This window comes from Bartonella sp. AC10YNML (assembly GCF_042196825.1).
Taxonomy (GTDB): Bacteria; Pseudomonadota; Alphaproteobacteria; order Rhizobiales; family Rhizobiaceae; genus Bartonella.
The window spans coordinates 187,853-208,558 of record NZ_JBHIRA010000002.1; the positions used below are offsets into that span (position 1 = coordinate 187,853).

The 20,706-nt window shown below is 36.9% G+C and carries 12 protein-coding genes; 5 read left to right on the forward strand and 7 right to left on the reverse strand.

The window, feature by feature from the left end; genetic code table 11:
• The first annotated feature begins 134 nt into the window (after nucleotides 1-134).
• The 5 genes from ACFINA_RS01970 (at nucleotide 135) to ACFINA_RS01990 (ending at nucleotide 8,445) form a co-directional block, all read left to right on the forward strand.
• Complete coding sequence (locus tag ACFINA_RS01970) at nucleotides 135-1,166, forward strand: AAA family ATPase (RefSeq protein ID WP_375606357.1); 1,032 nt, start codon at nucleotides 135-137, stop codon at nucleotides 1,164-1,166.
• A complete protein-coding gene (locus ACFINA_RS01975) occupies nucleotides 1,167-2,078 on the forward strand; it encodes a DUF58 domain-containing protein (protein WP_375606358.1) in 912 nt (303 codons plus the stop codon).
• Nucleotides 2,075-4,873, forward strand: a complete 2,799-nt coding sequence (locus tag ACFINA_RS01980) for a DUF4159 domain-containing protein (RefSeq protein WP_375614977.1) — start codon at nucleotides 2,075-2,077, stop codon at nucleotides 4,871-4,873. Before ACFINA_RS01975 ends, ACFINA_RS01980 begins: the two co-directional genes overlap by 4 nt.
• Nucleotides 4,870-6,966 (forward strand): glutamine amidotransferase, encoded by a 2,097-nt coding sequence (locus tag ACFINA_RS01985; protein ID WP_375609111.1) that lies wholly within the window; start codon nucleotides 4,870-4,872, stop codon nucleotides 6,964-6,966. The genes ACFINA_RS01980 and ACFINA_RS01985 overlap by 4 nt, the downstream gene beginning before the upstream one ends.
• Nucleotides 6,967-7,560: 594 nt before the next feature.
• A complete protein-coding gene (locus ACFINA_RS01990; RefSeq protein WP_375607772.1) occupies nucleotides 7,561-8,445 on the forward strand; it encodes a metallophosphoesterase family protein in 885 nt (294 codons plus the stop codon).
• Nucleotides 8,446-9,825: 1,380 nt separating this feature from the next.
• Here ACFINA_RS01990 and ACFINA_RS01995 read toward each other — a convergent pair.
• From ACFINA_RS01995 to ACFINA_RS02025, 7 genes are all read right to left on the reverse strand, one after another.
• Nucleotides 9,826-10,650 carry an outer membrane protein gene (locus ACFINA_RS01995; protein WP_375606362.1) on the reverse strand — a complete coding sequence of 275 codons (825 nt, stop codon included), beginning with the start codon at nucleotides 10,648-10,650 and terminating at the stop codon, nucleotides 9,826-9,828.
• A gap of 770 nt (nucleotides 10,651-11,420) precedes the next feature.
• Entirely contained in the window at nucleotides 11,421-14,366 is a 2,946-nt protein-coding gene (locus ACFINA_RS02000; protein WP_375606363.1) for a bifunctional [glutamine synthetase] adenylyltransferase/[glutamine synthetase]-adenylyl-L-tyrosine phosphorylase, read from the reverse strand.
• 77 nt (nucleotides 14,367-14,443) lie between these two features.
• Complete coding sequence (locus ACFINA_RS02005; RefSeq protein WP_375606364.1) at nucleotides 14,444-15,826, reverse strand: ATP-binding protein; 1,383 nt, start codon at nucleotides 15,824-15,826, stop codon at nucleotides 14,444-14,446.
• Entirely contained in the window at nucleotides 15,823-16,509 is a 687-nt protein-coding gene (locus tag ACFINA_RS02010; protein ID WP_273791552.1) for a response regulator transcription factor, read from the reverse strand. The genes ACFINA_RS02005 and ACFINA_RS02010 overlap by 4 nt, the downstream gene beginning before the upstream one ends.
• A gap of 72 nt (nucleotides 16,510-16,581) precedes the next feature.
• A complete protein-coding gene (locus tag ACFINA_RS02015) occupies nucleotides 16,582-18,093 on the reverse strand; it encodes a Do family serine endopeptidase (protein WP_375606365.1) in 1,512 nt (503 codons plus the stop codon).
• A gap of 216 nt (nucleotides 18,094-18,309) precedes the next feature.
• Nucleotides 18,310-18,720 carry a cytochrome c-type biogenesis protein CcmH gene (locus ACFINA_RS02020; protein WP_375606366.1) on the reverse strand — a complete coding sequence of 137 codons (411 nt, stop codon included), beginning with the start codon at nucleotides 18,718-18,720 and terminating at the stop codon, nucleotides 18,310-18,312.
• Between the two features lies 1 nt (nucleotide 18,721).
• Nucleotides 18,722-20,701, reverse strand: coding sequence for a heme lyase CcmF/NrfE family subunit (locus ACFINA_RS02025; RefSeq protein ID WP_375614978.1), 1,980 nt, complete (start codon nucleotides 20,699-20,701; stop codon nucleotides 18,722-18,724).
• Between the last annotated feature and the right edge of the window lie 5 nt (nucleotides 20,702-20,706).

Genomic DNA, 20,706 nt, shown 5'->3' on the forward strand with positions numbered 1-20,706 from the left:
CTCTTCTATATGAATATGAAAAAAAACGGCATATGATACTTCATTTCTTCTCATTTTCTGTTACAAACAATAAGATATCCATTATCATGCAGAGAAAATTACCATTTTTGCGACAAACGCCTTAAGGAAGAAATATGAGTCAACATGATCCATCATCCAATTCTATAAAAAAGGTCAATATCAATCATGAAGCTCAAGTCATTATTGATGATATTGATACGGCACACAAAGAGTTGGATATTTTACAAAAAGAAATTGACAAAGTTATTTTTGGGCAAAATCAGGTAATCGAATATGCTTTAATCGCTATTTTTGCTGGTGGTCACGCCCTTCTTGTCGGTGCTCCAGGACTTGCAAAAACACGTCTTGTTGAAACATTGGGAACAGTCTTAGGGCTTGATGAAAAACGCATCCAATTCACTCCTGACTTAATGCCATCGGATATTATTGGTTCTGAAATTATGGATTCCGATAAAGACGGTAAACGTTCTTTTCGATACATTCAAGGTCCTATTTTCACGCAACTTCTCATGGCCGATGAAATCAATCGTGCTTCCCCACGGACACAGTCAGCCCTTTTACAAGCTATGCAAGAATATCATGTTACTGTTGCAGGTACCCGTTATGATTTGCCACAACCTTTTCATGTTCTTGCAACGCAAAATCCTCTCGAACAAGAAGGGACCTATCCACTTCCTGAAGCACAACTGGATCGCTTTTTGATGCAAATCGATATTGACTATCCTGACCTCACAACAGAGCGACGGATTATTTTAGAAACAACAAAAGAAAAAAAATCAAATGCAAAACCAATTTTATCCGGCAAAAAATTGCAAAAAATTCAAAATATCGTTCGCAAAATGCCTCTTTCAGAAAATGTGATTGAAGCTATTTTAAAAATTGTCCGCTCATCTCGCCCTCATAAAGACAATAGCCTTGCTAATACTTATGTTTCTTGGGGACCTGGTCCACGGGCATCACAAGCCCTTTCACTTTGTGTTCGCGCTCGTGCTCTTTATTATGGACGCTTAGCTCCTTCACTTGATGATGTTGAAGCATTGGCCTATCCCGTATTACAACACCGCATGGCTCTTAATTTTTCTGCCCGTGCTGAAGATATAACCGTAAAAGATATTATTAATAACCTTGTGAAAGATGCTCTTTGAATGGCTCTTGGCAAAAAAGTTTTACAAAAGCCTCCATTGTCGCTGGCAAATGAACTGCATAAGGATACTGGCAAAATGCCATATTTCCTTTTACAAGCGCGTCATATCGCTAATACATTGATAACCGGATGGCATAGACAACGTAAAAGCGGTAATGGGGAAAACTTTTGGCAATTTCGTCCCTATATGGAAGGAGAATCCATTAGCCGCATTGACTGGCGTCGCTCAGCGCGTGATGAAAATACATATCTCCGTGAACATGAATGGCAAATGACACAAACCGTTTGGCTTTGTCCTGATCAGAGCGCATCAATGCATTACTGTTCGCGCTTTTCTAAAATCTCTAAAGGTAATCATGCCACTCTTCTTACCCTTACCTTGGCATCCCTTCTTGCACGCAGTGGCGAACATATTGCTATTCCCAACTTAATGTCCCCCACAATGACATCCAATGTCGTAGAACGAATAGCCTTTGCTTTAGAAAATCATTCAGATGAAAATTCATTTCCGGATTTTTCAACGATTACACGCTTTTCACATGTCGTTATAATGAGTGATTTTCTCGACTATCCTGAAAAAATCATCCAACATTTAACCGTTTTAACTACAAAACAGGTGACAGCTCATTTAATTGAAATTTCTGATCCCGCAGAAGAAAGCTTCCCCTACACAGGTCACACAGCATTTTTGGATCCTGAAACGAAAGAGAAACATGTTTCCACTAAAGCAGAAGATCTTCGTAAGAGCTATTGTAAACTATATCACGCAAGGCGACAAGAATTGGTAAATTTTTGCGCACGCCAAGGATGGTCTTATCACGTTAGTACAACGGATCAACCTTTAACAGAGACCATTTTTCATCTCGCAAATACAATGAGCGACTCTCCATTGCAAAAAAGGAGGGCACTTTGAGTTTTGCTGCTCCCTTTCTGTTACTAGGGCTTTTGTTCCTACCGGTCATTTGGTGGCTATTGCGGATAACTCCTCCATCTCCGCGTAAAGAGCTTTTTCCCCCTTTTCGCTTCTTACCCAAACCAACTCATCAAAAAGAAACAGCAAAACATACACCTTGGTGGTTGCTCTTGTTGCGTTTAACCATAGCGGCACTTGTTATCATAGCTCTAGCACGCCCCACTTGGAATCAAAAACCAATAAGCCTTTCTGGGTCTCAACCCCTTGCACTCATTATTGATAATGGTTGGGTTTCTGTAAAAGAATGGAAAAAACGCATCTCTATCGCTGAAATACTCCTTGCACAGGCAGAAAAACAGCAAAAAGATATTTATCTTGTTGCAACGGCTGAACATGATATCTCCAATATAGAGCCCCAACCAGCCAAGATTATAAAACAGCATTTAATGCATTTGCAACCGCGTCCTTGGCCTGTCAACCGTGTGCATGCCTTCAAAAAACTCAGCGAAATAACCAAAGGAAAACCTCTTGATATTGCTTATTTAAGTGATGGATTACAAACAAATGAAGATGAGCAAGCTTTTGCTCTTCTTGAAGAACTAAAACCTAGAAACTTCTTGTGGTATTTGACTGATATTTCCGATTTAACCGGCATAACATCCATAGAAAATAACAATGGAAACATGGGCGCGCGTATTATCCGCTCAACAACACACAGTAATACTCCCGCTATACTCAGCCTTTACGATTCAAATAATCAACTTCTCGGTCAATTTACGAACAATTTCTCTGAAGGAGAAACAACAGTACTTGTTCCTTTTAATGTACCACTTGAACTACGCAATGATATCGCTTGGATAAAAATAAACAATCAAAACCATGCTGCTGCAACCTTCTTGGTAGACAGCCATAACAGGATAAGCCGTGTTGCTCTTCTCTCACCCGATACCAATGAAATGGCACAGCCTTTACTTGCTCCATTTTATTACATTATTAAAGCCTTACAAGGTCATACACAGCTTATAACAGCCGGTGGAAGAGAACTTTCAACGGATATTGATCATTTGCTTAAACAAAATCCATCTGTTTTTATTATGGGTGACATTGTTAACATGCCCGAAAATGCAGAAAAAAAACTTTCTGATTTTGTGAATAAAGGGGGAACACTCATCCGCTTTGCAGGAGAAAAACTCAGTAGCGCAGAACATTACGATAACCTTCTTCCGATACCACTGCGCCCAGGCCAACGTTCCCTTGGAAGTATTATGTCTTGGACAAAACCACAAAAGCTTGCACCTTTTGCAAAAAATAGCTTTTTCTTTGGTCTTCCCTTTCCAGGAGATGTTACTGTCTCTCGCCAAATCCTCGCAGAACCAACCCCAGATCTTTTTGAAAAAACGTGGCTTAGCCTTTCGGATGGAACTCCTCTTATTACCGCAGCAAAACGTGGTAAAGGAACCCTCATTCTCATTCATGTTGCTCCTGACCCAACATGGTCTAATCTTCCTCTTTCTGGCTTTTTTGCACAAATGCTGCAAAAATTAATCACATTAGGTTCTAACGAAAACACAAACCTAACACACAGAGAAAAAAGAACAGTGGTACAAAACCCTTGGCGAACTATAGCCGTTGACGGACAATTACAAGTACCATCCTCTGATATTGTTCCACTGGTCTTTGATGCTCAAAATCCACCCCGTCCTTCCTATCATACCCCACCAGGACTTTATGGTGTCAAAAACAATTTTTATGCGCTTAATCTCTTAACTCATTCATCGCGCTTGATGAAACAATCATCATTGCCACCTTCTCTTAACAAGAGTCCTTTATCTTACGATACAAAAGAAAAAAATCTTACCGGTCCACTTTTAGGATTAGCCATCTTATTATTCGCCTTTGATAATTTTCTCATTTTATGGATGGGAGGTATTTTTTCTTTCAATAAACGGCATAATATGTTTTTCCTCCCTCTCATAATTCTTATTGCCTTGTTTGCATATGCTCCAATTCTTCATGCACAAACGACAGAAAATCATCATGATAGTGTACAAGCCGCTGGTGCAACACATCTTGCCTACGTTATAACCAACAATCGTGAAATTGATACAACGAGTAAAAGTGGTCTAGAAGCCTTAAGCCAATTTATTGCAGAGCGCACAATGCTTTCCCCTGGCTCTGTTACAGCACTTGATCTCGATAAAGATGAACTCTCCTTTTATCCTCTTATTTACTGGCCAATTGATGTTGAGAGTCCTATACCAACTCCCAAAAGCCTTGAAAAAATAAATAATTTTATGAAACATGGGGGAACAATTTTATTTGACACACGCGATCAGATAAAGAGCAATCTTAATCTTGAAGGAGATGCCACTCCAGAAACGCAAAGATTACGAACCATCTTAAAAGGATTAAATATTCCATCCATTGAGCCAGCATCAACCGATCACGTTGTTGCACGTTCCTTTTATATTATGCCAGATTTTCCTGGTCTCTACCGTGGTTCACCTTTATGGGTTGAATCCTCATCAACAAACAAAAAAAATAAAAATTCTCTTGCCAGTGGTGATAACGTAAGTTCTCTTCTCATCACCGCAAATAACTTTGCCGGTGCTTGGGCACTCGATGAAAAAGGAACATGGAAATATCCCCTTGTTCCCAATGATCCAATGCAACGTCTATGGGCATTTCGCGCAGGTTTAAATATTGTTCTTTATGTGCTTACAGGAAACTATAAAGCGGACCAAGTTCATGTTCCTGCGCTCTTGGAACGCTTTAAAAGAGAAAGAAGGCAATGATACCACTTTTCACTTTTCAGCCTTTCTTACCACTCTTTTGGATTCTGCTCTTAAGCGGAATATCCTTTCTTTTTGTCGTTGTTGGTCTTGTTACGCAACGTCAAGGTTCTATATTTCGTCTGATGGCATTAAGCGCCCTCATCCTTGCTTTGCTTAATCCAATGATCATAAAAGAACAGCGCGAACCACTGAAAAGCACAGTGGGAATTATTATTGACCGCAGCAAAAGCCAAACATTTGGAACACGTACAAACGACAGTGATGAAGCGCGCGCGCAATTAACTCAAGTATTGGCGCATTATCCACAATTTGAACCACGTTTTATTGAAGCTGGAAAACTTGCTGATAATCAGTATGCGCCCTCAACGAATTTGTTTGAGACTTTAACACAAGCAGTATCTGATGTACCACTCTCTCGTTATGCAGGAACCATTTTTATCACTGATGGACAAGTGCATGACATCCCTGACCTATCAGATCTTCATCATGAAGCACCTCTCAATGCTTTGATTACAGGATACTCAGATGAATTTGATCGCCAAATCAAGTTTATTTCTCCTCCACGCTTTGCCCTTGTCAACAAACCACAAACGCTCTCTATTTTGGTAGAAGATAAAGGCCCCGCCAAAAAAACAATACCACAGAAAGCAAATATTACACTAAGCGTCAATGGACAAGACATTGGCCATTATTCTGTAACTCCTGGCGTGATTTTTCAAACTGAAATTACTCTTCCTCATGCTGAAAAAAATATTATCCAAGTTATAACTGATCCATACAAAGGTGAACTAAGCTTTGAAAATAACCGCGCTATAACAATTATTGAAGGAATCAGAGAAAATTTACGCGTTCTTCTTATTTCAGGTGCTCCTTATAATGGAGAACGGACATGGCGAGACCTTTTGAAAGGTGACTCCAATATTGATCTTGTTCACTTTACTATTTTGCGTCCCCCCACCAAAGCAGATAATACGCCCTCAAGCCAATTATCCTTAGTGGTCTTTCCCACAAGAAAACTCTTTGTTGAAGAAATTAATAACTTTGATCTCATCATCCTTGATGGCTACCAGCACTCTACTGTTCTCCCCTTAATCTATTATGATTATATCGCCCAATATGTACAAAAGGGGGGTGCATTGTTGATGGTAACAGGACCTGAATTTACCCAAAAAAACTCACTTGCGAAAACACCTTTAATAAGCATTCTACCGGCATTGCCCAATGGAACTATTATTGAAAAACCTTTTCGCCCCACATTAACCAAAGAAGGTGAGCGCCATCCTGTCACAAGGGGTCTTGCAACACTTAACCTTCCAGCTTCTCAATGGGGACAATGGTTGCGACAAATTGCTATTCAAAATATAAATAACGGAATCGCCCTCATGAAAGGAGCCAATGAACAACCACTTTTAATTCTCTCCCATGTTGATAAAGGGCGTGTAGGCATGTTGCTTTCCGATGAAAGTTGGCTTTGGGCTAGAGGTTTCGAAGGCGGAGGTCCTTATGCTGCTCTTTATCGACGAATTGCCCATTGGCTTATGAAAGAACCAGAACTTGAAGAAGAAAAATTAAGTGCAACCAGCAGCAATCATCATTTAACAATTCGCCGCCAAACCCTCAAAGAGCATCCAGAGCCCGTCGAAATAATCTTTCCCTCTGGAAAAAAAGAAAATATTACTCTCACCAAAGAACAAGAAGGACTTTTTACTGCAACTGTGACCACTGATGAGACAGGAGTTTTTACCATTAAAAATGGCGATTTAACAATACTTTCTTCTGTAGGGATGCTCGATAATCTTGAGTTGTTTGACTTGACTTCAACACAAGAAAAACTGGCCCCCATTATTAAGCACACTGGTGGCTACATCGGACGTTTACACTCTGAGGGAAAAGAAAATTTTCATCTTCCTCCATTCAAGCTGATTCAATCAAAAAAAAGTCCGTCCTCTTCCCCAGCACATTCAATTGTTCTGAAAGAAGCAACCGAAACCCGTTTAATCAATACCTTTTATTTTTCGATATTTTCTGGCTTTTTTGCACTGCTTGCCTGCCTTTTACTGTTGAGCAGCATGTGGTATCGTGAAGGCCGTTAAAAAATCTGAAATTTAGTATAATAGTTTTTAAATTTAGCTTATCCTTTTACGTATTTACTTGTCTTTTATAATTATATAACGTATTGATTTATAACTCAAAATACAGTGGAATTCTCCTTATTTCCAATATCCTCATATTAAAATAATAAAAAACATTCTCTTGCGTATTATTAGAAGAAATGCTGTATGGATAGAAACCATTGAAGAAAAGAGTGAAATACCTCTTATAAATCCTCTTAAAGCAAAGCAAGAATTTTCATAAAATTGGGGGAAAATAGTATGATGTTTTTTATTTGCACCTTGTATAAGCGTAGAGATGGTAGTGTACAGTAAGCCCTATATAGTTCACAGAAGCTTTCCATTATAATATCGAGTACCGTCTTGAAATTAGCTCAAACGCATTGAGAAATGTTTTTTACAAATATGTGAATGTACGACACAATGATATTTTATTAGGGATATTCTATTTGGAACATTCCGCTTGAGACATTCTTTTTTGCAAGCTAATTTTCATTTTACCATCTTTCTTGCCTTTAAACACTAAGTTATCTTATGTTTATTCTTTAAATCGTTTTTAATACTCTACGAGCTTTTATGTTTTATCTTGCCCATATATCGGATGTACATCTTTCCCCTCTCCCACAACCTTCCCTTTTTGAACTTTCTGGGAAGCGTCTTACCGGTTATCTGAACTGGCAAAAAAAACGTAAGAGTCAGATGGCAACAAATGTCTTAGAAACTTTAATGGATGCCTTGAAAAAAACAAAGCCTGATCACCTGGTGATCTCTGGTGATCTTGTCAATCTTGCTCTCGATAAGGAATTTGAACAAGCGTATCGTTGGCTCCTTAACTTAGGACAACCCCAAAATATTTCTTTGACATTTGGAAATCATGATGCCTATGTCCGCGGCGCTTTACAAAAAGCATGCACTCTTTTTAAACCTTGGATTACAGGTGACATCCCTCAAAAAAGCGTCTTTCCTTATATGCGCATTCGTAAAGATGTTGCCATCATAGCAGCTTCTTCAGCCATTGCGACATTGCCTTTTCAAGCTTCCGGTTATTTTGGTAAAATGCAAGCGCAAACTTTACCGCTCTTTTTAAAGGAAGCAGCACAATGCAACCTTTTTCGTGTCGTCATGATTCACCACCCCCCCTTTCCAAAGGCAACGTCTTGGCATAAAAAACTACGGGATATAAAACGTTTTCTAGACATTATCAAATACCACGGTTGTGAGCTTATTCTTCACGGACATACTCATTTACCCACATTGAATTACATTGAAGGACCAATTAAAAAAATCCCTATTGTTGGTGTTCCTTCCGCATCACAAGCTTTTGGTGATAAAAAACCGCCCGCAGGCTTTAATTTATTTTCCATTGAACGCTTACAAAATCAATGGCATTGCCAATTACAACGTTATAGCATTATCAACCCCAAAAACGAGATTGCATGTACTGAAACAATTAATCTTTAAACACCTTCATAGTTGCCCAAACAACCAAAAATGAAAATATTTTTATTTCATATCCCTTTGGAAATCATAATTCTTATTTCCTTTTTCTCCTTAAAAGATAAAGTTTCACCTTCTCTGTCAATAGATCAATTTTTCTCAGACAGTTCCATCTGCAGCCCCACTTATGTGACTAGCTTTTTACAAACTTATCGGTTTTGGTTTTCTTCCTTCCCGCCCTAAAGGACGAAAATTCTACCACATCTGATTTATAAATAATTCGGCTTCTTGTCTCAAGGGTTCCAGCTGCTAATCGCACATGTGATTTACTTCACAAAGCTCTACACATAAACCCTGCTTTGAATTTCATCATCCACTCCTCCAAAAGCATCTAATGCGTAAAATCCTTATATTATTACAATGATGATATTTTATAGAATAATAGAGAAGCTCATTCAGCTTCTATGCCTGAAAATCAATGGCTAAAAAAGCCAAATAATAACTAAAGTATATAATTTAAATAACCCAATATACTTGTGATTCATAAACAAATGATGTTGATTGATTTATCGTAAATAGATTTGAAATGATCCATTACTATTTCACTCAAAATTTATTATCGTACATTAAAAAATTAGGAAAAATAATAGATTATGTTTCGATAAAAAACATAGGTAATAATATTTTTTATGTCTCAATAAATTCCTAATTTTTCATCTATTTTTTCCTATAAATCACTTTATAATACTCTTTATAATTATTTTATTATTGAGTTACATTGTGGATGTAATTTTATGTTCTTTAGAGTTTTTTGCGAGCTTTTTGTTATTAAATAAAATATTTTACGATACCGCAAAACAGAAAAGTTGATTGTATGAGAAATCTTTCAAATAAAATAAAATGCCATTAGCTTGCCAATTCACATGTTGGTTTAAAAAAGCATCTTTTAAAGCACCCAAACCCATTTCCCGACGGCACCTATGAATGATGTAATGTTAAGTCCATTTAGCAACACCATCTTCACGTTTATGGAAAAGCAAGCTCGTATCAAATCTCATACTTCGCCACCCCCTAATGTAGCGAAAGTTTTTAGCACTTAATATGGTTCATAAGAAGCATTTTTATTCTTTCTTGAATGTTTTTATCTCACGAATCTCCCTCTTTTTGGTGTGCAAAAGACATGGTTTTGATTGGTTCAATATAGTATAGGTTAAAAATGAGAAAATCTTATGACACTTGGGTCTCTGACTCAACATGACAAAAAGTAATTTATATTTACAAATCAAAGTATTGTTCGAATAAAATAGTAGCTTTTTTGAGTAAAGGATATTTACTAGAACATATCTGAAAAACAAAAGCCTCATTCGAAAATGAGACTTTTGAAGTGTTTAATTCTGCAAAAAATTAAAATTTATAAGCTACACCCACACGGAAATCGTTTGTCTTGTAGCCCATTTCAAATTTATCCTGTATGAATTTCTTTTTGCCAAAATCTGAATAACGATATTCTGCACGTACAATAATATTATCAGTCATTGCAAAATCAATACCACCTCCAAGGGTATAACCAATCATGGTCTTTTTTTCATCATGCAACCAATCAGAAAAATCAACTTCTCCATTTTTGCTATCAGCTACTGCCGCAAAAATATTCTGAAGTTGCGTATAAGCAATTCCTCCAGAAACATAAGGCATCATACGTTCAAGTGCAAAACCAACTTTCACTCGCGTAGCACCAGACCATTTTTGTTTTAAAGTATGCTGTATAGCCTCAATAGGCAACGCTGGAGATTCCTCCTCATGAGAATCTCTCGTGTAACCTGTTCTTTCTAAAGATTTTGATGTTTCTTCAGGTTTATTTTTTGGTAGAGGGATATCCTTCGTACTTTTTTTATTAGACCACATAACATCCGTATCAATACCTATAATAAAACCATTATCGATATCAATATTGGAACCTGCATAAACGCCCCCGATAAAACCAGAAAGTTTAGGCAAATTCTCTTTTCCAACTGGATTCCATATCCCTGTCTCTTTTTTTAAATAACTTGCAGTCGTTTTGCCTGAAAAGTTTCCAATCTGCCCTCCAAGATAAAATCCTGTCCAAGAAAAAGAAGGCGCTGCAATAACAGGAACAGGCTGTTCAGGAATAACGCTATCCGCTGCCTGTACGATAGAAATTGAAATTAAAGAAAATATAGATGTTGAGATTAAATACTTTGTAATCATAATTGCTCCCCTAAAAGCTAATGTGATACATAAATAATAGTAAATCGTTTCACATTTTTTGCAAAAAATCTATAGCAAAAATGACACAGTTAAAAACTTTAAACTCCTATTTAAAAATAAAATTATTTTTTAATAAATAATTATTATAAATACTTTAAAAAAATTATTTATAATTTTCTTAAATTATTACTTTATAATAGCTTTCATAGATGGATATTTCATTATTATCCATAATAATATAAACAACTCCAATATCAATTTTGTTTAAAAAATGAGATATATAATCAATAAAACTTTTTATCATATTTACTTCAATATATTTTTATAATAATAAATAATATATATCCACTACCTCTATAATATTTTATATAAATCTAATATGATAAAAACATTATTGAATATAATTATTGTGTTTAATATCTCTAACTTGATAAGTATATCTAATATAATACTACTGATTTATAACTGATCCATATTCTTGTATCATATACATGAGCAACATCATTCGCTAAAATCTAGTCCTTATTTCTTTTTGTATAAAGAATAACACCTAGAGTGACTTTTTTTGATAGAGAAACTCTTTCATGACACTTGAAGAAATAAGTAGAGAATGGTTTTTACTCTCTAGATCTCTCAAACCTATATGACATAAAATATCAAAATTAATATATAAAAATGGAATTAATAATTTTTAAGCTTCTATAATATCTTTTTATGATTTTATCTAATAATCGCATTCAATAATTTCATAAAAGCATTATAAAATACATTTAATGTTTCATGACTTTCGTAAAAACTGAACAGACTAATTGCCCAGTTTCTGCAATTAATTTTTCAACACGAAGCAAATCAGGTTCCCCAACACTCTTTAACAAAAGATCACTTAATCCAGCTGGCATATCATTGGGATCAAGAGAATCATTTAAGCAAAGTCGTATAATTTGACTCAAATTTGTATAGAGACCATAGGCATAATGTAAATCAGCAACACATGACTGATTAAGAAAACTATTTGGTAAATTATCTAAAATATCTGCTGTCGTCTCTCCAATGTGAAACTCAATGACATGCGTAATAAGAGAAAATTGAGCAATAAACTCCAAATCCATAATGCCACCAGACATCGTTTTTAAATCCCATTGATTTTTTGGCGGCTTTTCTTTTGCAATCAAGGAACGCATTTCACATACTTCTTTTGCAACTTCCTTCTTATCACGAGAAATAGCAATAATTGCACACACTTCATTTTCTAGCTTTTGTAAAAAATCAGGATCTCCTGCAATGCCTCTAGCCCTTGTTAAAGCAAGATATTCCCATATCCATGCTTCTTGGCGATAATACTTTTTAAAAAATGGAAAAGAAACAGCAATAGGTCCTTTATTGCCTAATGGCCGTAATCTTAAATCAACGACATAAAGAACACCTTGGCTTGTAAGAGTGGATAAAGCAGAAACGAGGCGCTGTGCTAAACGCGTATAATATTGAGAGATATAAAGAGGCTTTTCTCCATCAGATATTTCTGCATCATCATCATGTTCATAAAGCAAAACGAGGTCAACATCAGAATCTGCCGTTAATTCGCGACTTCCAAGCTTCCCCATACCCAATATGCCAACACGCCCCCCTTTAATACGACCATGAAGACGAGAAAATTCCTCTTGAACGGTAGCAAATGTTTTTGTAATCATAAGATCAGCAAGCGCAGTAAAAGCAAAACCCGCTCTTTCTCCTGTAATTGTACCATTCAAAATTCGAATACCAATCAAAAAACGTTGTTCATCTGCAAAAATTCTTAAATGGTCAAGAATTTCCTCATAAGAAAGAACATTTTCAAGAAAATATTCAAGCCGTTTTTCTAAGTACATTTTGGTCGGTAATTCTGAAAGAATATTCGGATCTAACATTCCATCAAAAACATGGGACCTGCGTGCAATAATTTCTGCAAGACGTGGAGCAGCCCCCATAATAAGGACAAGCATATCCAAAAGAGAGGGATTAGATTGCAAAAGACTAAAAAGTTGAATTCCTGAGGGTAAGCCCTGTAAAAAACTATCAAAACGCAACATCGCCTCATCAGCTCGCTTTGTCGCGCCAAAAGCTTTCAAAAGAGCTGGCGTTAATTCCGTTAATCTCTCGCGTGCTTCGGCTGATTGCGTTGCTTTATAACGACCACAGTGAAGGGTGCGCATAATACGACAAATATCACTTGCTCTTTCAAAGCCTAAACGGCTTAACGTTATTAATGTCTCTGGATCATCTTCTTCACCTGTAAAAACTAAATTACCAATTTCTAAACCAAGTTCTTGCTCATTCTCAAACAGTGCAGCATAATGTTTTTCAACAACCTGAAGTGTTTTTAATAAATCACGGATAAAACTGCTACTGTCTTGATAACCCATTAAATAGGCAACACTCGTGAATTGAACAGTATCATTTGGAAGAAGATGTGTTTGTTCATCGAAAAGCATTTGAATACGATGTTCCACATTTCGAAGAAATGCATAACTTTTTATAAGGCTATTTCTCGTTTTTTCACTGATCCAACCAAGCGTGTGAAGTTCTGCTAACATTGCAACTGTCTGACGTCCACGTAATTGAGGAAAACGTCCACCAGCAATGAGTTGTTGTGTCTGAACAAAAAACTCAATCTCACGAATACCCCCACGACCTAACTTTATATTATGCCCATAAGCTGCAATTTGACCATAATTTTTATGCGCATGAATTTGACGTTTGATCGAATGAATATCAGCAATAGCAGCGTAATCTAAATATTTCCGCCACACATAGGGAAAAAGCTCTTTGAGAAAGTTAAAACCTGCCCTCTTATCACCAGCAACTGGACGTGCTTTAATCATGGCTGCTCGTTCCCAATTTTGCCCACGCCCTTCGTAATAACGCAATGCAGTCCTTACTGGTAAGGCCAAAGGGGTTGATCCTGGATCTGGACGAAGACGAAAATCAAGACGAAAAACATATCCTTCCGCAGTGCGTTCTTGAATGATACGGATTAATCGGCGTACCATTTTAGAAAATACGTCAACACTTTCAGAAAGATTACCAATATGAGGTGATGTTTCATCAATGAAAACAATAAGATCAATATCAGAAGAATAATTAAGTTCCCCTGCTCCTAGCTTTCCCATCCCTAAAATAATTAAACCACAGTCTTTTTCTGGATTTTCGCGGCTTAGCAAATTAATCTTACCATGATCATGCGCTTCTCTTAATAGAAAACGTAGTGCTACACTTAATGCTGCTTCGCCCAAACGTGTCAACCAAGCACATGAAATTTCGTAAGTAAAAACACCTCCCAAATCAGCTAAAGCAATGAGAACATGCGCTTCTCGTTTTTTGCGCCTTAAAGCAGCCATCAATGAAGTTTCATTTATAGATTCATCCTTATCAATAGCCGTAATATCATCTATAATTTCGCTCAGCCTTGTTTCTATATCAACATTTAATAAAACACTAAGATATGATGGATTGGCAATTAAAACCTCACGCAAAAAAGGAGATAAGGTCATAACCGAACTGATAAAATCAATCTGCGTTCCACTCTCTGAAATGATGGAAACAAGCGATTCTAAACCTTCTTTCCTTGCTTGTTCTTCCATGTCTTTTAACCATTGGGAACCACTTTTATCGAGAGGACATAAAGAAAGAAGCTGTGTTTTTAAAAAAGCCTGTTTCGTCTGCGCTCCCTTGAAAAGCATTTTGCTTTCCTTTCTATTGCTTTATACTTTTAAAATAGTTATTACGTATGAAAAGAGAAAAGTGAAGAAAAATATCTTTAAGGAAATAACAAAATAGCCCTAAGCCCTGGATTTGCATTTTCAAGTAACAATTCACCCCCATGAAGCTTCATAACCGCTTTTGCTATACTTAAACCAATCCCAAACCCAGGTTGTGTGCGGCTTTCTTCAAGACGAACAAATCGTTCTGTCACTTTTTCACGTTTATCCTCTGCTATTCCTGGTCCATTATCGCTCACAACAACTAATAAATGTTCATCACGATATTCCATTGATAAGCAAACCTTCGCTTGCCTTCCACCTTTAGGCGCATATTTAATTGCATTATCTATAAGATTAAAAATTGATTGTGCAACAAGCTCACGATTCAATTTTAGCTCTTTATCAAATATATCTCCCAACTGAAGTAAAACACCTGACTCTTCAGCAAAAGGTTCGTAAAGCTCAACAGCATCCTCAATGATCAGTTTCATATTAATCATTTCAAGATGTTCAATTGTACTGCTGGCCTCAATACGTGAAATCATTAAAATCGCATTGAAAGTACAAATAAGTTGATCTGATTCTGCAATAACCCTATCAAGGACCTGACGATATTCAAGCTTTGTCTTATTTCCTGAAAGCGCCTCTTCAGCGCGATTTCTAAGACGTGTTAACGGCGTTTTCAGATCATGAGCAATATTATCTGATACTTGACGTAAACCAATATTTAACTCTTCAATGCGGTCTAACATAACATTAAGATTGGTTGACAATCGATCAAACTCATCCCCTACTCCAGAAACAGGTAAACGCCCACTGAAATCACCATCCATCAAACGCTGTGATGCAGCCGTTACATGATCAATCCTTTGTAAAGCTCTCCTGCCAACAAAAAACCATATGAGTAAAGCGCCTCCAACCATTGCAGCAAGTGCAATGATCACAGCTTTGCGAATAACCACTGCAAAACGTTCTGGCTCATCCAAATCACGTCCTATAAGAATCTTCATAGCATTAGGCAAGTCAACAATAACCGCCAAAGCGCGATGTTCACTTGTTTTGCCATGTTCTCCAAAACGGGAATACAAAAAAGAGGTAGAAATAAAACCACTCTGATTCAAAAGACCTAATTCAATACGCGCTACATTTCCTGCTAAAATACGCCCCATAGAATCTGTAACAAGATAAAGAAATGCTCCTGGTTGTCTTGAACGATAATCAATAGTGCGCATTAATAAGGATAATCCCCCATAATTATAAGCATTTTCAATATACTTTAATTCTTCATGTAAAGCCTGTTCAGTTTGCTCTGTTAACAATGAAGCAGAAAATGCCGTCATATAAATCGAAAGTCCTGTTGCCACCAATCCAAACAATAAAATGTAAAGTGCTGAAAGCCTTAGCGCCGTCGTGCGCATTATATTAATCAAACGATTCATGCTTTGTTATCTGGTACTTTGAGCATATATCCAGCTCCACGCACTGTATGGAGAAGGGGAACATCAAAATCTTTTTCAATTTTGGCTCTCAAACGAGAGATATGGACATCAATGACATTCGTTTGTGGATCAAAATGGTAATTCCAAACGTTTTCCAAAAGCATAGTGCGTGTAACAACCTGCCCCGCATAACGCATCAAATATTCAAGCAAACGAAACTCTCGTGGTTGCAATAGAATGTTTCTATCACCCCGTTTTACCGTATGTGCTAACCGATCAAGCTCAAGATTACCTACACAGTAAACAGTTTCTGCTTCTTTAGGATTTTTCCGCCGTTGTAAAACTTCAACACGCGCAAGAAGTTCAGAAAAAGCATAAGGCTTTGTCAAATAATCATCTCCCCCTGCACGCAGCCCCGTTACACGATCATTAACTTGCCCTAAAGCAGACAGAATAAGAACTGGTGTTTCATTGCCTTTAGCGCGCAATTCAGCAATAATAGAAAGACCATCACGATGCAAAAGCATTCGGTCAACAACCATAACGTCATAATTTTCCGTGGTTGCTAAAGCATATCCCGTATCTCCATCATAAGCAACATCAACAGAATGCCCTACTTCCAAAAATGCTTTTTCGAGATAATGCCCCGTCTCATGATCATCTTCAATAACGAGTATCTTCATAAAACGTATCTCCATTATTTTATTATGTTGTAGGACAAATATTTAATAAACATTTGTCCTACAACTAAAGCTTTATTTTTTGAAAATTGGAAGAGCAACAAAACGATTTTGATCATTTGTTCGCACTTGTAAGAGTATAGCTTTTCGTCCTAACTGCTGAGCATTTTTGATTGTGTTAATAATATCAGAGATTCGTTTAACCGGTTTATTATTTACTGTCACAATGATATCACCAGGGCGTATCCCTTTATCTGCAGCATCTGAATCGGTATCGACATCCGTTACGACAACCCCTACACCATCATCAGAAGGCATAACAATCAGACCATAATCTTCCAATGTTTCATCTAAATCACTCTGTCCATTTGAATATTTTGAAGTCTCTTTCTTACTTTCATCTTCAGACATTGAAGCGAGTTTAACCTTGATGCTCTCCTCCTTACCTGATCTCCAAATCCCTATGGTTACCATTTCTCCTGGTTTAATATTTGCAATACGTTTCGCCAGCTCACGCGCATCAGCAACTTTTTCATTATTCACTGAAATAATGACATCACCCGCTTTAATACCAGCCTTTTCTGCCGGTCCTTTTAACGGATCAGTAACCAAAGCGCCTTTGGCTTCTTTCAAACCTATTGAATCAGAAATCTCCTTTGTTACCGGCTGAATCTGAACACCTAACCAACCACGTTGAACTGAACCTTTTTCAATAAGTTGTTGTACAACCTGTTTTACAGTCGCTGCTGGAATAGCAAAAGCAATCCCAACATTTCCTCCAGAAGGAGAAAAAATTGCTGTATTAACCCCAACAACCTTTCCATTAAGATCAAACGTTGGACCACCAGAGTTTCCTCTATTAACAGCAGCATCAATCTGAATAAAATCATCGTACACACCAGTGCCAATATCACGTCCACGTGCAGAAACAATACCTGCTGTCACAGTTCCACCAAGACCAAATGGATTCCCAATGGCAACAACCCAATCCCCAACACGAAGCTTTGAATCATCACCAAAATCAACATAAGAAAATTTTCTTTTATCATTCACTTTTAATACGGCAAGATCGGTTTTGGGATCTTTCCCAATGAGCTTTGCATTCAATTCTGTACCATCATCAAGAACAACAGTATAACTTGTTCCATCAGAAATCACATGATCATTGGTCACAATGTAACCATCAGATGAAATAAAAAAACCCGATCCAAAAGCAACAGGACGGAGTCTCTGCGATTGGTGCGGAAATTTATTTTTAGGTTTATCAAAATCATAAAACTCTTTAAAAAATCTTTTTAAAGGATGCTGATCTGGTAATTGATCAAGTCCTGGACCACTAAAAAAGTTGCTAAAGAACCTATCTTCTTTCTTTTTATTGCTCTTTACTTGTACTGCTACAACGGCTGGTTTCACTTGAGCAACAATATCGGCAAATCCCTGTTGTTGCATTAACGAAGTAAATACAGAACTTGCATGAGCCTTTGTCATCCACAAGCTTGATGTACATCCACTAAAAAACAGTGCACTTTCCAATATCGCAGAAAAACTCACTGCGACAAACGTTTTAAAGAAAGCCTTTTTAACCATTTATTCTATGCTCCTATTCAATCATACCTTTATTTCAATTCCGATCACTTATAAAATACCAGACCTTACCGTTTTCTGTCTAAATTATTAAAGTTTTGTAAGGTTTCAGTATTCCCTAATATAATTACAATAAGATTGTCTGCTCATTGCAGATAATCTTATTTTTTCTTTTATGTAACATTTTTTTAATGCAATGACATTTTTGACTGTCCTTTTTCATTCACATAACTCATGATTATTCCGTTTGAAGTGGAAAAATATGATACTTACGCCAATGATAATAATGATCAAAGGCGAGAACCATAAAAACCAAGTTATCTTATTCAACGGTGGTTTCAAGAGAATAAACTCACCATATCGCTCAACAAGAAAGTCAGTGACTTGCTGATTACTATAGCCCATTTTTAGCCTTTCCCGAATTAAAAGCCGTAAATCACGTGCTAAAGCAGCATCTGAATCATCAATTGATTGATTTTGACAAACCGGACAACGTAAATGCGATGAAATATGGCGTGCTCGCGCTTCAAGAATCTTATCCTTTAAAATCTCATCCGGCTCTACTGCTATTGCTAATCGAAAAGGAAACGCTGCCATTAAAAAAAATACAATCCAAAATTTTTTTTTCATCTCAATGTCTTTTCCAAAAATTTAAAGCAAACACTACCTTATTGTACATGCCAATGCGAAACCAATACCCCAAAAGAGAAAGACATCCTCCCATAGCCATCATGAATGCCCCTAACCAAATACATATTACATAAGGCTTCCACCATATGTGCACAATGAGACCCCGATTATCAATATGTCCCGGTACAATATAGAGCTGTGATAAGCCATGATTTTTAAGACCAACTTCTGTTGTTGATGTATTTTGGCTTGAATAAAATCGCTTTGAGGCTGTTACATGACCTACAATGTTTTTATTTTCATATATTTTAAAATAAAACTCCATTGTCGAATAATTCGAACCAACACCATCATACACTGCATCAAAATGAAGCGTTTTATCCGCTATCGTCACCCTATCCCCTACGTTCATGATTAAAATACGTTCTTGCCCAAAACTTGCCACGCAAACAATACCAAATAATGTAACGCCTAATCCCATATGTGCTATTGCTGCACCAAAAGTAGACCATGGCAATCCAAGAAATCTCTTAACGCGTACTGAAAAAGCTCTCTTGCCATATCCACTCTTTCCCCATAGATCCGCTAAACTGCCTAAAAAAACAAACGCTGAAAGCCCAATCCCTAAAACTGCAAAAATATCACGCACAGATGTCGCGTAAAATATTATAAAACAGACGATACCAACCAATACAAAAACAAACCACAACCGTTCAAAAACTGCAAGCAAATCACCGCGTTTCCATGCCATCATTGTCCCAAACGGAACAAACAACAACAGCAAAACCATTAGCGGTCCACAGGTAAGGTTAAAAAAAGCAGCCCCTACAGAAATTTTTTGCCCTGTTAATATCTCAATAAAATAAGGATAAAGCGTACCAATCAATACTGTTGCTGTTATTGTTGTCAGTAACAAGTTATTTAAAACAATAAACCCTTCACGTGAAATTGGTTGAAAAAATCTTTCTGTTTTTAAAATAGGGGTACGCAAAGCAAAAAGAAGAAAAGCAGCTCCCGTAAAGAAAAATAAAAGTGCAAGAATTGCCTGCCCCCGTGCTGGATCAATAGCAAAGCTATGAACAGAAACTAAAAGTCCCGAACGAACAAGAAAAGTTCCCATTAAAGAAAGAGAAAAAGTTAGCAGAGCCAAAAACAAAGTCCAACTTTTTAATATTTCTCGTTTTTCGAGAACAAGAATAGAATGTAAAAGAGCTGTTCCTGAAAGCCAAGGCATAAACGAAACATTTTCAACAGGATCCCAAAACCAGTAGCCCCCCCATCCTAGCTCATAATAAGCCCAATAAGAGCCAACCATAATACCCAATGTCAAAAAACACCAAGAAAGTAAAAGCCACGGACGAATCCCACGCGCCCAAATTCTATCAACATGTCCCATAATCAATGCCGCAACGGCAAAAGAAAAACAAAGTGAAAAACCGACATACCCTAAGTAAAGTAGCGGTGGATGAATTGCTAATGCGATATCTTGTAAAAGAGGATTGAGACCATTTCCCTGCAATGCTGGTGGATTTACGCGTAAAAATGGATTGGATACAAAAAGAATAAATAAAAGAAAAGCAGTTGTAATCCAACTTTGGCAAATTAAAACAAGCGTCTTAAAATCTTCTGGCAAATGTTGGTTAAAAAAAGCCATCAATGCACTAAAAAAAGCAAGACTTAAAACCCATAACAACATAGAGCCTTCGTGGTTGCCCCAAACACCTGTAATTTTATAGAGCATCGGTTTTTCTGAATGAGAATTCTCAACAACGTTCAAAACAGAAAAATCAGATACGACATAAGCATAAATTATCACTAAAAAAGATAAAAGCAGTAATGTAAAAGTGATATATGTTAGAGGAACAACTGTTTGCATTAACAAACGCTCTCTCCACCAAAAACCTAAAGCAGGTAAAAATGCCCCTAATAAGCTTACTGAAAATGCTGCAGCTAAAAAAATATGACCCAGTTCGACAAGCACAATCG

Excerpts from the sequence above, each read along its gene's own strand:
- ACFINA_RS02015 (WP_375606365.1), bottom strand. The coding sequence starts at position 18,093 with ATGGTTAAAAAGGCTTTCTTTAAAACGTTTGTCGCAGTGAGTTTTTCT.
- ACFINA_RS02000 (WP_375606363.1), bottom strand. The coding sequence starts at position 14,366 with ATGCTTTTCAAGGGAGCGCAGACGAAACAGGCTTTTTTAAAAACACAG.
- ACFINA_RS01985 (WP_375609111.1), top strand. The coding sequence starts at position 4,870 with ATGATACCACTTTTCACTTTTCAGCCTTTCTTACCACTCTTTTGGATT.
- ACFINA_RS01990 (WP_375607772.1), top strand. The coding sequence starts at position 7,561 with ATGTTTTATCTTGCCCATATATCGGATGTACATCTTTCCCCTCTCCCA.
- ACFINA_RS02010 (WP_273791552.1), bottom strand. The coding sequence starts at position 16,509 with ATGAAGATACTCGTTATTGAAGATGATCATGAGACGGGGCATTATCTC.
- ACFINA_RS02020 (WP_375606366.1), bottom strand. The coding sequence starts at position 18,720 with ATGAAAAAAAAATTTTGGATTGTATTTTTTTTAATGGCAGCGTTTCCT.
- ACFINA_RS01970 (WP_375606357.1), top strand. The coding sequence starts at position 135 with ATGAGTCAACATGATCCATCATCCAATTCTATAAAAAAGGTCAATATC.
- ACFINA_RS01995 (WP_375606362.1), bottom strand. The coding sequence starts at position 10,650 with ATGATTACAAAGTATTTAATCTCAACATCTATATTTTCTTTAATTTCA.
- ACFINA_RS02005 (WP_375606364.1), bottom strand. The coding sequence starts at position 15,826 with ATGAATCGTTTGATTAATATAATGCGCACGACGGCGCTAAGGCTTTCA.
- ACFINA_RS01975 (WP_375606358.1), top strand. The coding sequence starts at position 1,167 with ATGGCTCTTGGCAAAAAAGTTTTACAAAAGCCTCCATTGTCGCTGGCA.